The 13,256-nt window shown below is 43.7% G+C and carries 11 protein-coding genes and 1 riboswitch; of the genes, 8 read left to right on the top strand and 3 right to left on the bottom strand.

Annotated features, from left to right (window positions below):
* The first annotated feature begins 157 nt into the window (after window positions 1-157).
* Together M1D90_RS17350 and M1D90_RS17345 are read left to right on the top strand one after the other, a co-directional pair.
* Window positions 158-871, top strand: a complete 714-nt coding sequence (locus M1D90_RS17350) for a DUF3800 domain-containing protein (RefSeq protein ID WP_061578444.1) — start codon at window positions 158-160, stop codon at window positions 869-871.
* 2 nt (window positions 872-873) lie between these two features.
* Window positions 874-1,500 (top strand): hypothetical protein, encoded by a 627-nt coding sequence (locus tag M1D90_RS17345; protein ID WP_161621065.1) that lies wholly within the window; start codon window positions 874-876, stop codon window positions 1,498-1,500.
* A gap of 224 nt (window positions 1,501-1,724) precedes the next feature.
* Here M1D90_RS17345 and M1D90_RS17340 read toward each other — a convergent pair whose 3' ends face one another.
* Together M1D90_RS17340 and M1D90_RS17335 are read right to left on the bottom strand one after the other, a co-directional pair.
* Entirely contained in the window at window positions 1,725-2,093 is a 369-nt protein-coding gene (locus M1D90_RS17340) for a YolD-like family protein (protein WP_456282928.1), read from the bottom strand.
* Window positions 2,094-2,186: 93 nt separating this feature from the next.
* Entirely contained in the window at window positions 2,187-2,819 is a 633-nt protein-coding gene (locus tag M1D90_RS17335) for a hypothetical protein (protein ID WP_456282927.1), read from the bottom strand.
* A gap of 642 nt (window positions 2,820-3,461) precedes the next feature.
* Here M1D90_RS17335 and M1D90_RS17330 point away from each other — a divergent pair.
* Together M1D90_RS17330 and M1D90_RS17325 are read left to right on the top strand one after the other, a co-directional pair.
* The gene (locus M1D90_RS17330; RefSeq protein WP_144498061.1) at window positions 3,462-4,787 is read left to right on the top strand and encodes a TGS domain-containing protein; all 1,326 of its coding nucleotides are present in this window, start codon (window positions 3,462-3,464) and stop codon (window positions 4,785-4,787) included.
* Between the two features lie 221 nt (window positions 4,788-5,008).
* Entirely contained in the window at window positions 5,009-7,816 is a 2,808-nt protein-coding gene (locus M1D90_RS17325) for a M14 family metallopeptidase (protein ID WP_456282926.1), read from the top strand.
* A 221-nt stretch (window positions 7,817-8,037) separates the two neighbouring features.
* Here M1D90_RS17325 and M1D90_RS17320 read toward each other — a convergent pair whose 3' ends face one another.
* Window positions 8,038-8,553, bottom strand: a complete 516-nt coding sequence (locus M1D90_RS17320) for an HXXEE domain-containing protein (protein ID WP_145929893.1) — start codon at window positions 8,551-8,553, stop codon at window positions 8,038-8,040.
* Window positions 8,554-8,663: 110 nt separating this feature from the next.
* Here M1D90_RS17320 and M1D90_RS17315 point away from each other — a divergent pair, with 110 nt between their 5' ends.
* From M1D90_RS17315 to M1D90_RS17300, 4 genes are all read left to right on the top strand, one after another.
* The gene (locus M1D90_RS17315; protein ID WP_023856463.1) at window positions 8,664-9,233 is read left to right on the top strand and encodes a TetR/AcrR family transcriptional regulator; all 570 of its coding nucleotides are present in this window, start codon (window positions 8,664-8,666) and stop codon (window positions 9,231-9,233) included.
* A gap of 127 nt (window positions 9,234-9,360) precedes the next feature.
* Window positions 9,361-10,125: a type I 3-dehydroquinate dehydratase gene (gene aroD, locus M1D90_RS17310; protein WP_031305076.1), complete on the top strand. Its 765-nt coding sequence runs from the start codon at window positions 9,361-9,363 to the stop codon at window positions 10,123-10,125.
* Between the two features lie 94 nt (window positions 10,126-10,219).
* Window positions 10,220-10,328, top strand: a riboswitch (TPP riboswitch).
* Window positions 10,329-10,476: 148 nt separating this feature from the next.
* Window positions 10,477-12,252, top strand: a complete 1,776-nt coding sequence (gene thiC, locus M1D90_RS17305; protein ID WP_429726145.1) for a phosphomethylpyrimidine synthase ThiC — start codon at window positions 10,477-10,479, stop codon at window positions 12,250-12,252.
* Window positions 12,253-12,453: 201 nt separating this feature from the next.
* Entirely contained in the window at window positions 12,454-13,221 is a 768-nt protein-coding gene (locus tag M1D90_RS17300) for an ABC transporter ATP-binding protein (protein ID WP_456282925.1), read from the top strand.
* The last annotated feature ends 35 nt before the right edge of the window (window positions 13,222-13,256 follow it).

Below are 13,256 nucleotides of genomic sequence, written 5' to 3'. Positions count from 1 at the left end.
TAGGTCTATAAACCTAAATGTTTTTGTTTTTGAGGATAAACCGATCTTGATTTTTTAGAAGCTTTAATAGCTTAAAAGATCTTAATTGGTTTTCGGTAATGGAAAACCATGATATAATTGCCATTAAAGGATTTTTAATGGTTCAGGGGGTTAACCTGTGATTTATATATATTGTGATGAGAGTTGTCATTTGGAAAAGGACAAGAGTGATGTAATGGTATTAGGTGCAATAGGAATTGATTCTCGATATCTTAAAGAAATTTATGAAGATATACGTCAGATTAAGATTAATCATGGGTTAGATTCTTGGTTTGAGATTAAGTGGACCAAAGTTTCTAAGGGAAAGATTGATTTTTACATAGAATTGATTAAGTACTTTTTTAACACACCATCTTTATCTTTTCGGGGTGTTGTTGCTACAGGTAAAGATGAATTAGATCACTCCATTTATAACGGAAACGATTATGACACTTGGTACTATAAAATGTACTATTTATTGCTTGATCCGTTTACCTTGCCAAATAATAATTATCGAATTTTTATTGATATAAAGGATAGTCGTGGAGGAAAAAAAGTAAAGAAACTTCACGAGGTTCTTTGTAATAATAAATATGATTTCAACAAAGAAATTATAGAAGACATAAAGCAGATCCATTCCCATGAATCTGAAGTTTTGCAATTATGCGATTTATTTATTGGAGCACTTTCATTTTTCCATAGAGGCTTATATTTACACTCGAATTCGAGTGTAGCTAAAAAAGCAATGATTGAGAAAATAAAAGAAATGTCAGGCTGGTCCTTAAATCATAGTACATCTAGAGCAGAAAGCAAATTTAATTTATTTATTTGGCAGCCAAGAAGGAGCTTTTAAAAATGTATTCAGAAAAGTTATCTCCTCCTATAGATATCACAGGGTTGACGAAACATTCTGATATTGAAAATAAGCTTTATAGAGTTTTTCGAGAAAAGATTATGGATAAGGAAGGCAGAAGTAAATTCAAAGGTAAATTTATTTTTGTGAATTTTGAAAATTGGATAGAAGGAAAAAGTGAAACATTTTGGCACTTAATCAGTTTGAATAGTGAAGAAAAATTCAATATATTGCCATGTAATAACTGTTTATCCATAACCAAGTGTTATTCTAATTGTATTGAAAATGAAAGAACAATTCTTATGAACAATAGCGATGTTCGAAACATTTGTTATTATAGGGGAATAAGAATCCATTGGATAAACGAAATAATAAATCTAGCAAATAAAGGTGATCCGGACATTAAGATATGGAAAGTGAATAAAAAGAAAGGGCGAAAACAGACATATATTAGATTTGTCAATGGGGCTGTTGATTATGTTGTAATACTTGATGAATGGTATAAAGAAGGAAAACTGAAGAATTATGTATTGACTTCAGCTTATCCGGTTTTTTACATAAATGCTAAGATGAATTTTGATTCTGAGTATTCTAAATATATAAAGAGTTTAGTTCATGATCCTAAATAAATAAAAACCGGTAATCGCTGTGCGAAAACCGGATTCTCCTTCTACACGTGGCAGATGAGCTACATTTAAATTACTATAAAAGTAATCTGTTGTCAACAGACCGTACAACATTGTCCACTTATTTAATTCCAGAATGGGATTCATTTAAAGTATTCCCATTCTGTTTTGTTTTAAAACCTTAAATAATTTGTTTTAAATGAAGCCCTCTTATCAAAAATATGTGCTTACCTAATTTCTATGTCAACAACATCCTCAAATTTAATGAGATTGGTGTCTCTTTTTGAATCCACAACATGGAACAGCTTGCGCAGCTGGTTTATGTAATGGATATGGCCCTCTATTTGAACGATCTCCCCGGTTTCCGGTCCGTTAAGCATTGGCATTGGCTTAAATAAAGAAAACTGAACTGGATTATTAAACTCCATTGCTTCACTTTTGATCATTTCCATATCTTCGATCTGTGACATGTCAAGAACCGGCCTTTTAACCTTATTCTGGTTGCTTTCTAATTCGCGGAGCAGGCTGACATGCTCCGGCAGCATCATAGCTGTCCATTTGATTGATCCCCGATCTTTCAAGTTGTCATCTTTCATGGTGTTCATCTCCTTGAGATGATTATAAGGAAACGTTTGTTCTGTTCTCGACAAGAAAAATTAGCCATTAAAAAACTTCTTTAAGAGAAGGGCTTATTTCGGTTCGATTTTTGTATCTGGGAGTTTGGCCAGATGTACAGAGTAATCCTCATCTTCTATATCCAGCATATCTTGATCGCTTTTTAAAAGGTCATTTAAATGCCCAATATCAATTCCAAAAATTTGAAAAACTACGAGTGTATTAAAGAGACCCATATCGGATGCCATATTATCTGAGCCAAAAGTGGATAGATTTAAACCGTTGAAATTTTGATCGTTATCATACCATGCATTCAAAGTAAAACTGCCACCGGAGTCATCACTTTCACTTATTAGCTCTCTAGTATAAATATTTTTATTTTCGTCATATTCAAAATCCCCAATATCATCAAAAATAATTCGATTGAGAATAGGAGAGTTCATTTCTTCATCGTTTTCAATTTCCTCAGCTTTTTCATTGTATGCCTGTGCAAACTCTTCAAGGCTAAAATTAAATGCTTTTTGGCTACTCTCAACGTTATTTGTTTGGATGTTATTGTCTTCACTCTCAGCGTTCTTTGTCTCTTTTTCTTCAGAAGACGTATTTTCACTGCTGCACGCGGATAAAGTGAAGGATAAAAGAAAAATGAATAATAAAAAAATAAAGTTCTTTATAAAAAAATCCCCCTCTTGTTTTAAAACGAACATTTACATTTTAAAACAAATGAGGGGGGGTTTCTATATAGACTCGTTTGAACAGCTTGTTAAATAGTTGGTTTACAGCAGCTCTTCTCACTACGCTTTTTCCTAATTATAAGAAAGTAAGTTCTTATTATCTGATTTTGTTGATACTCATTTTCTTCTTCCCTTTTGTGTTGGTGATTTTATTATAACAAAATTCGATATACGGCTATCCGTAATGCAGAAAAACCTTCCTGAAATTTTTTTGCACAAATTTTGCACAAAGGTAAACAAAAACCTTGATAAATCAATGGTTTAAAGGGTATGTTCGACCTCGCCCACCGGTATCACTAAACACCGTATTGCCAAACGATGAAAAAGCGTTCCCTTTGTAAGGAACGCCCTTTTTGTTTATTCCTCATCAACGTGGAGAACCGCCAACATATTCGCAATGACCAACTGTTGTCCGCACTCTTCATTCATCGCACCGTGAAATGAAGCACCTTATCATCAGCAAGGTGCTTTTCTTTATGCAATGATATGTTCCGATCCACCTTTTTACGTTTTGTTTACAAGTTGATCAAACTTTAGCGACATCTGCCCGCTATATTGAATACAGCCAGATCTCATCCAAATATAGACAAAGGATCATTTTGAGGAGGAATACAGTTGTCAATTAGCATTAAATTGCCTGACGGGTCCGTCAGAGAATTTGAGGAGGAAGCAAGCATTGAAGATGTCGCTGCTTCTATTAGCTGCGGTCTGGAAAATGCGGTTGCAGGTAAATTAAACGGAAAGCTTGTAGATTTATCAACTCCGCTTCAGGACGGTGCGCTCGTTGAAATTGTCACCCGGGACTCGGCTGAAGGTCAGAAGTTCAAGCGTGAAAAAGCGCGGGGGACAGGGCGTATTGTGGCACTTGATGCAGCTCGGGGGCTGGCGGTCATCGGGATGTATTTGCAGCACTTCGCCTTGAACGAAACGAACGGTTCAATCGTTTCCGGGAATACGACGCTTCTATTTGTGCTTTGCGGCGGCATCTCCTATTCGATCATGGCCGGGCGCATGTTGGATCGAGGAATGGAGCCGGCCGCATTTCGGACGCGGATGCTTGCCCGCGCGGTATTTATCGATATTATAGGATACCTTCTCATCATGCTGAATACTCCGTTCGGGGTGATTTTGCCAGCTTATGCGGCACTGTTTGTGCTGGCGTTGGTGCTGATTCGTCGTTCGACACGTGTGTTAGTTACAACAGCAGCTGTTTTGCTTGCAGTGAGCCCGCCGCTGATGATTCTCGGAGGCAGCGTCCTGTCGAAAGCATACTTACTTGGTGATATGGCAGGCGGCCCGATGTCGGCGCTCGCACTTGCACCCGCTTTTGTCGCCGGTATGGCAATCGGGCGCTTCGATTTGACCAGGATGCGGACCGCACTCTCGCTAGTGGGCAGCGGCACAATCATGGTTATCGTCTCTAAAGTTTTGGGCACTTTCGTTCTTCCGGGGCTGAGCCGTTCATTCGAAGAGTGGCTCGTAAGTGTTCAAGGCACCGCCGGCGCTGAGCCGGATCAGTATGCAATCTGGCCGCACAACGTGGCACCGCCGTTGTGGCACAATCTTCTTTCGATCGCTCCGCACAGTGCGTCAACTTTCCAGACGATGCTGGGGCTTGGGGTTGCCTTTCTGGTGCTTGGATTGGTATGTCTCGTGCCGCAGAAAAACTCTGCCGTGTTAAAGCCGTTCGCGGGAGTCGGACGTGTGGCGTTGACGATGTATGCAGCTCAGTTTGTTGTTATATGGACTCTTGAAATCTCGGGGGCCAAGTATGATATCGGGGCCATTCCATTCAGTGATCTGTTCGTCGCGGCCATGGTGACGGTGACAGGGTGGCTGATTGCACGGCTTCCTGCCGGTCCGCTTGAGACAGCGATGCGCCGCTTTGACCGGGCCTTCAGCACCTTGGGACCCGTCACGGGAACGACGACATCCAGGTAGGCGGTCTTTAACATTTTACCAGAAGAAACCGTCTAAGGAGGCAGTTCCTTCAGGCTGTTAGCCTGTCGGGAGCTCCGGAAGATATTGGAGGAGGAGGGCATGCTGAATCAGAGTGTGAGGCAGGCAAATGAAATGCAGCCAGAACTCCTCACTCTTGTAATGGTTTTCTCTTATCAAGTTTGCAATTTGAAAATATCACGAAATGGGGATGGCATTTTTCTATGTTTAAGAAATCGTTCACAAAGTGTTATCTGATCTTGGTTTTGTCGTTTATGATGCTGCTTGGAGCGATAACCCCCGGTGTTGCTATGGCGCAGACTGGCAAGGGGACGGCGTCCGGTCAGCAGACAAAAGTAAAGACTAAAAAATCTCAGAAGCTAAAACTGGACAACAATGTTGCTTCGATGACAGAGAAACGAACGCTTCATGCTGCGTTTAAGCTTCCGCAAGGTGTTGATGTGAAGAGCTTAAGCTGGACGTATGACGGCAAACCGCTGTCTCAATGGAAAAAATATAAGGTCCGGGATTACAGCGGTGCACCTTTCATTACTGTTAGCCATGTAAAAGTGACCAACGGCAAGGTTCATGCTAACATCAATTTCGATCTTCCATACGATACAGACAACCTGTCAGAGCCGCGATTGCAACGTCCGCTATACGCATCGCTGATGGGCACATATGATTTGGCGGCAACAGTGAACGGACGAGTGGTTGCCCATGCTCCCGTAAAATTGACGCCATATGACAGCTTCCGCACTTACGATGAGCTGAAACCGGAGATCGATGCCGTTACAGCAAAAGCTGCGCAAAAAAACAACAGATATATCAAAACGACTTCTATTGGAAAATCGGTCGAAGGCCGTGATATCTATTTGACAGTGCTTGCCAAAGATAAAGCCGCTGTCGATAAGTATCAGAAGGTGACTCACCCTGCCATGCTCAATGACCCGAAGAAATTGCAGGCCGACATTAAATCCGGCGCATTTGGCGACTATCAGGTGCCGATCTGGTTGAACAATATTCATCCGAATGAAGCGCCTGGCGTCGATGCGATCATGAATTACTTTAAGTCAATGGCATTGGATAAGAGCATGACGTACGATACAGTCCTGCCGAATGGCAAGAAAAGCAAGACAACGTTGAATATAGACGATGCATTGGAACATGTTTTTTTCCTGTTCGTTTATACGGACAACCCGGATGGCCGGGTTCATACAACACGTTCCAATGCTGAGGATTTCGATTTGAACCGGGATAATTCTTATCAAACCCAGCCTGAAACGCGCAGCGTAACGGAACAAATCGCGAAGTGGTCGCCGCTGTCTTTTCTGGATATGCACGGGTTCGATGCCAATTTCCTGATTGAGCCTTCTACTCCGCCTCATAACCCGAATGTTGAGTATGACCTTTTGATTGACCACATGGTGGAACAGGCAAAGGCTATGGGTGAGGCCGGGATTGCTAATACGAAGTATGACTACTATCATATTCCTTATGAAGAACATCGGAAAACTGCGAAAGATCCAAATTATGTGTCAAAAGGCACGGCTTCGGGATGGGATGATGCATCTGCAGCATATACCGCTGCATTCGCCATGTATCACGGTGCGATGGGTCACACGCTGGAAACGCCCGAGTCGAATGAAGAGTCTACCAAAGCTCTGTATTACAGTTCTGCGGCAGCTGCAAAATATGTAGCGGAAAAAAAAGAAGAGCTGTTCCTGAACCAATTAAAAATATTCGAGCGCGGCGTGGACAATATCGATGATCGCGCTGTCGATCATTACTTGGTCAACGCCAAAAACGAAGAGATCGGCCGACCGCGGCAGGGCAATCAAAACTTCTTCCCGGAATATTACGTACTGCCGGTCGATAAAAATATTCAAAAGAATGTGTTGGAAACCTATAAGATGGTTGAGTACTTCCTTCGCAACGGCGTAAAGATTGAACGATCAACAAAAGCGGTAACCGTTGACGGAAAAACATATCCGGCAGGATCATTTATTGTAAACATGCACCAGGCAAACCGCGGCCTCGCGAACTTGGTCTTGTATGATGGAATAGATGTATCTGATTATGAAATGATAGCCGGTGAGATGATTCAAAATTTCCATGATATGCGAGGTTTTGACCGTTATGTAATTCGAGATGCCGGGGTGTTCAAAGGCAAGACTTCTGCCATCACCTCCGTGTCGTTTCCGGGGACTAAAATGCCAAAACGCTCAGCTTATGTGCTAATCCAGAACACAAACAATGATGCGATAAAGGCAGTCAACGAGTTACTGGCAGCCGGCAAGACCGTTACAATGCTCACCAAGAGCGGATCAGGCTATCAAGCGGGCGACTTCGCGGTTGCCTACAAGGACCTGGCCCCGTTGGCTTCCAAGTACTATCTCGACGTGAGCGCATCCGGCCATAAGAAACCAAGCGGCAAAGTCCTCAGGGCTTCTACTGTAGGAGCACTGGGTGAAGCGGCATATGTACTGAAAAATCTGGGCTTTAACGTCACCTCAGAACAGGCGGGCGCAGATGTGCTTGTCAATACGTTCGACTCTTCTAAATATGTTAATAAAGGAAAGCCTTACATTGCATTTGGAAACATGGGGATGACGAATGTTCAGAAGTGGATCCCCGGATTTTCTTTTAAAGGACCTGAATGGGAGAGATACGAAGGCGTCTTCTTGGCAAATGTCATGCAAGATCATGCTATTACAGCTCCTTACAATAAACAGGAATATTTCTACACAGTCACTGGTTCTTATATTACCGCTGTTCCTAAAACGGCAAAAGTGCTTGCGGTGATTGCTGATGAAGATCACTTCTTCAAGGCAGGCTGGTGGCCTGGACATGATGCTGCCAAAGGAAAGATTATGGCTTTCACGTATAAAGATAACAACAAGAACTTAACTGTTTTCGCTAACGATCTAACCAATGACGATCATCCGCAGCATCAATATCGGTTGCTGGCGAATTCGATTTTCAATGCCGGTCCCGGAAAAACCGAAAATGCTCCATCATCAAAACGATGAGAGGCTGGACAGCTGAAGTGCAAGCGGCTCCCGCAGTGGAGGCGCCTCTAAACAGCTGGATAGACAAGCTTTGGAACGAACATTGAACCATCGTTAGCAGTGCCATGATTTTAGATCATGCTGCCTTTCTTTTGAAGGGCAGTTTTTTCGTGTCTGACGGGTCTCCATCGTTTGCTTTGCTTCTAGTCAAAGGGCCGGAAGCTTCCGTAAGTGCCTGCTTTTCATGTGCGGCCATATGCTTCCAGCCTTTCTTGAATCTTTCCCATTTTTTTATGCAGAAACTTAAGGTTAAAAAAGACGATAAGTGTTCCGGATATGGCTGATAAGATCATTGCAGGAAAACTGAATTTTTCTATCTCTGCGGCAGCGGTCAGCAGATAGCAACAAAATGGCAGCATAAAGATCGACGTTAATATGCCGGGTACATAATGTTTAAATGTGAACCATAGGACGATATGAACAAGGAAATGAACAGTAAAAGCAAAAAAGAAACCAAACCAGATAATATATTGATTAAAATAAATACTGAGAACAGTTACACCAACAGCTAGAATAAATTCTTCGAGCACAGCGCAAACAAAAGAAGCGGTTTTGGCATGGCCGAATGGAGCTTTTTTCAGTTGTTTCAGCTTGCTTCGATATCTTTTGCCCCATGCCTCGACCATCACCATCTCTTCAAAATCATGCAGTATAAATAAGATCGGCAGCATCCAAGCCATAAATTGCATGTTTTCCATTTACATTCCCCCCTCTTATGTGCCACAATTGTGACATTTCATAGAGAACAAAGTCAATGAGCCAACGAAAAGTGCTACATTGCCATAAAAAGTGCGACAGGAGAGAGAATATGAAGCAAATGCCCTCAAAAACAGCTCAGCAATCTAAAAGCTGGCTGACGCTATCATTGTTGGAGCTTATGAAGGAAAAAAGCTTTTCAGACATCACCATTACAGAGATAGCGGAAAAAGCGCAGCTTGACAGAAGAACATTTTATCGGCATTTCCATTCAAAAAAAGATATATTAGACCGCTATTTTGAGCAGCTTTGCAGTGAGTATTCCAATTACATTGTTCAGGAAAAACATATTGACTTATCCAGTCTTGGACATGCATACTTCAACTTTTGGAGCCGACATGCCGATTTTTTACAAGCCCTTTATCAGAACCATTTGTTTTATTTGATTGTTGAGAAATATAATGAACTTCTACCGGATCTTCATAAAAAATTTAAAGAAGAAACCTTTCATTTTAAAAGCAAAATCGACTTGGAGTACGGGCTTTCATTCAGCGCAGGGGGCTTTTGGAACATCCTTTCAAAATGGTTTGAGAGAGGCCGGAAGGAAACTCCTGAAGAAATGAGTCATATTCTGCAAGGAATAGTAGATTCATTTTTAAACAAGCAAGCTATCGAAAGGTGATCTCATGTTGGTATATAAGTGCTTTAAGTGTTTAGCCTTCTTTCTTAATTTCTGCTTGTGCTTACGGCCAATCTTCGGTACCGTTAATGCAAAGACCCTTGTAATATAGAGAACAGGAGTGAGGCCGTTGTTGAATACGGTGAAGATCAGAGGGGTGGCCATCGGAGAAGGAGCCCCGAAAATTTGCGTGCCGCTCATCGGAAAAACGCATGAACAATTGAAAGAAGAAGCTGCTTTTCTTCTATCGATTAATCCGGATCTTGCCGAATGGCGGGCGGATTTTTTTGAGGATGTCGAAGACGTTGACAAAGTGAAAAAGGTATTGGCTGACATCCGGGAGATCTTAAAGGATATCCCGTTGATATTTACATTTCGCAGCGCGGAGGAAGGCGGCGAAAAAGAAGTCAGTAAGGAATTTTACTTTTCCTTGAATCATGCCGTAGTCAAAACAGGGCTGGCAGATGTGATTGATGTCGAGCTGTTCAATGAAGAGCATCATGTGGAAAAACTGGTTCAAGCGGCTCATATGCAACATGTCTTTGTCATTATATCCAACCACGATTTCGGGAAGACGCCGAGAGCGGAAGAGATCGTTTCCCGTCTCCGAAAAGCCCAGGATCTTGGCGCCGATTTCCCTAAGATCGCGGTGATGCCTGAAACACCGGCAGATGTGCTGGTGTTGCTTGAGGCGACTCATATGATGCATGAGCGGTATGCGAAGCGGCCGATTATCACGATGTCGATGGCCGGAAAAGGCTTGATCAGCCGGCTCGCCGGAGAGGTATTTGGCTCGGCCGTGACGTTCGGCGCAGCGAAAAAAGCATCCGCACCTGGCCAAATTGAGGCGACGGATTTGAAACATATACTTGATGTGCTTCATCGCAATTTATAATAATTGGGTGTGCCGCTATAGTGAAAAAGATTCATATATTTTTCCATCCTTTTCACTTGCTAAATCGGTGTGTTACGATAAAAAATGAATTGAATAGCTTTACTAGGGGTGCCCGACTGCGGGCTGAGAGAGAAACATGTGTTTCTTAACCCTTTGGACCTGATCTGGTTCGTACCAGCGTGGGGAAGTAAAAAGGATTCGGGAGAAGATGGGGAATGGGTATGGTCCGTCTGTCTTCCAGTGATTTTACTGACTGTAAAACCAGGTTCATCATATGAGCCTGGTTTTTTTGTGCTGGTGCTGTTCCGGAGTTTCGTCCTGATCAATTTTTTAGAGGGGAAGGATTTTTACATGAAACAGGAGTCAGTACAGCAAAAAAACATCTCGATTATGTCAAGTTTTTCAGGGAGCCGCAAAGTGTATGTCGAAGGGGCGCGACCTGACATTCAAGTGCCGATGAGAGAAATTTCGCTAAGTCCGACGACGGGTTCATTTGGCGCCGAAGAAAATCAGCCTGTCCGCGTCTACGACACGAGCGGTCCCTATACGGACGCGAATGCAGAGGTTGATATTCTGAAGGGGCTGAAACCTTTGCGGGCGACCTGGATCAGGGAGCGCGGCGATACCGAAGAATATGAAGGCAGAGAAATCAGACCGGAGGATAACGGCTATAAAAGCAAAGAGAAAGCGAGCAACAGCTATCCAGGGTTGAAACGAAAACCGCTGCGCGCGAAAAAAAGTCAAAATGTCACCCAGCTGCATTACGCAAGAAAGGGGATCATTACGCCCGAGATGGAATTTATCGCGATCCGAGAGCATGTATCTCCCGAATTTGTTCGTGATGAAGTGGCAAGCGGACGGGCGATTATTCCGTCAAATATCAACCATCCGGAAAGCGAACCGATGATTATCGGCCGCAACTTCCACGTGAAAATCAATGCCAACATCGGCAATTCCGCTGTCACCTCTTCGATTGAAGAAGAAGTAGAAAAAATGACATGGGCCATCCGCTGGGGCGCCGATACGATGATGGACTTGTCCACAGGTAAAGATATTCATACAACGAGGGAGTGGATCATCCGCAATTGTCCAGTTCCTGTAGGGACTGTGCCAATTTATCAGGCGCTTGAAAAAGTAAACGGCGTCGCGGAAGATCTCACTTGGGAGATTTACCGCGATACATTAATCGAGCAGGCTGAGCAAGGCGTTGATTATTTTACGATTCATGCCGGCGTCCTTCTTCGGTATGTGCCGCTGACGGCAAAGCGCGTCACTGGAATCGTATCCCGCGGCGGGGCAATTATGGCGCAATGGTGTTTGGCTCATCATGAGGAAAGCTTTCTGTACACTCATTTTGAAGAGATTTGCGAGATTATGAAAACATACGATATCGCATTTTCGCTCGGGGACGGCCTTCGGCCCGGCTCGATTGCGGATGCGAATGATGAGGCCCAATTTGCCGAATTGGAGACGCTCGGCGAGCTGACGGAAATCGCCTGGAAGCATGATGTTCAAGTGATGATCGAAGGACCGGGACACGTGCCGATGCATAAAATTAAAGAGAATGTCGACAAGCAGATGGAAATTTGCAAAGAGGCGCCGTTTTACACGCTCGGCCCGCTGACGACCGATATTGCACCGGGCTACGATCATATTACATCAGCAATCGGAGCGGCGATGATCGGCTGGTACGGCACGGCCATGCTTTGCTATGTGACGCCGAAGGAGCATTTGGGACTGCCGAACAAAGACGATGTCCGCGAAGGCGTCATAACATACAAAATCGCGGCCCATGCGGCTGACCTTGCCAAAGGGCACCCCGGCGCGCAAATCCGCGATGACGCGCTTTCGAAGGCGCGCTTTGAATTCCGCTGGCGGGACCAGTTCAATTTGTCGCTCGATCCGGAAAGAGCGCTTGAATACCATGATGAAACCCTTCCGGCGGAAGGCGCCAAAACAGCACACTTTTGTTCAATGTGCGGGCCTAAATTTTGCAGTATGAGAATTTCCCAGGATATTCGCGACTATGCCAAGGAAAACGGCCTTGATGAACAAAAGGCTATTCAAAAAGGATTGGAAGAGAAGGCGAAGGAATTTAAAAAAGCAGGCGGCAGCATTTACAGTTAAAAACGGGCAATACTGCAGATGAAAGGGGAACCTTTCATCTGTTTTTTTATAATATGGGGTTGACAGGTCGGAATAATATGAATTAGTATGTTGTTTAATATTTCGGAAAATTTCATCAGCGCTGATCGGTCAACCGAAGGCTCTTATCTCAATTGGGATAAGAGTTTTTTATTTTCAGTTTAGAAAAGAAAGGGGAACAAGATGTCTTTATCAATTCGTGTAAATGAAAAAACATTTGGAAACGGCAGCCTTAAAACAAGCGTGCTTCAAGACGTGAAACTGACGGTCGAAAACGGCGAATTTCTGACTGTCATCGGTCCAAGCGGATGCGGGAAAAGCACGCTCTTAAAAATCGCTGTCGGTCTTGACGGGAATTATGAAGGGCGAATCAGCATGAACGGAAGAGAAATCAAGGGCCCGGGGATTCAGCAAGGTTTCATCTTTCAGGAGCATCGGCTTTTTCCATGGCTGACGGTCGAGCAAAATATCGCCGCAGATTTAAGCCTGAAAGAACCGGCGGTGCGAAAAAAAGTCGATGAATTGATTGAAACGGTGCGGCTGAAAGGCGCGGAGAAACAGTATCCACGCGAGCTGTCCGGAGGTATGTCGCAGCGGGTCGCGATTGCCAGGGCTTTGCTCAGGGAGCCTGAGATTTTGCTGCTTGATGAACCCTTCGGCGCCTTGGACGCCTTTACGAGAAAGCATCTCCAGGATGTTCTGACAGACATTTGGCGAGAAAAGAAGATGACGATGATCCTCGTGACGCACGATATTGACGAATCGGTTTATTTAGCCAACCGGGTCGCGATTCTTACCGCAAAGCCGGGGAGAATCCACAAGCTGATTCCGGTCGATCTGCCATTTCCGCGCAGCAGAACATCGCCCGTTTTTCAATCAATCAGACAAAAAGTGCTGAAAGAATTCGAGACAACGGAAACATTCAGCTTTCAGGAAGGTTCAGGGATTTGAGCAGAAAGGAGCGGAAAAACGTGAAAAAATGGCCG

Source organism: Bacillus sp. JZ34 (genome assembly GCF_053903205.1).
This window is presented reverse-complemented; position numbering and strand designations above follow the sequence as displayed.

Bases quoted from the DNA above. Each gene is read 5' to 3' on its own strand.
- M1D90_RS17345 (WP_161621065.1), top strand. From the start codon at position 874: ATGTATTCAGAAAAGTTATCTCCTCCTATAGATATCACAGGGTTGACG.
- M1D90_RS17340 (WP_456282928.1), bottom strand. From the start codon at position 2,093: ATGAAAGATGACAACTTGAAAGATCGGGGATCAATCAAATGGACAGCT.
- M1D90_RS17335 (WP_456282927.1), bottom strand. From the start codon at position 2,819: ATGTTCGTTTTAAAACAAGAGGGGGATTTTTTTATAAAGAACTTTATT.
- M1D90_RS17325 (WP_456282926.1), top strand. From the start codon at position 5,009: ATGTTTAAGAAATCGTTCACAAAGTGTTATCTGATCTTGGTTTTGTCG.
- M1D90_RS17320 (WP_145929893.1), bottom strand. From the start codon at position 8,553: ATGGAAAACATGCAATTTATGGCTTGGATGCTGCCGATCTTATTTATA.
- M1D90_RS17315 (WP_023856463.1), top strand. From the start codon at position 8,664: ATGAAGCAAATGCCCTCAAAAACAGCTCAGCAATCTAAAAGCTGGCTG.
- thiC (WP_429726145.1), top strand. From the start codon at position 10,477: ATGAAACAGGAGTCAGTACAGCAAAAAAACATCTCGATTATGTCAAGT.
- M1D90_RS17300 (WP_456282925.1), top strand. From the start codon at position 12,454: ATGTCTTTATCAATTCGTGTAAATGAAAAAACATTTGGAAACGGCAGC.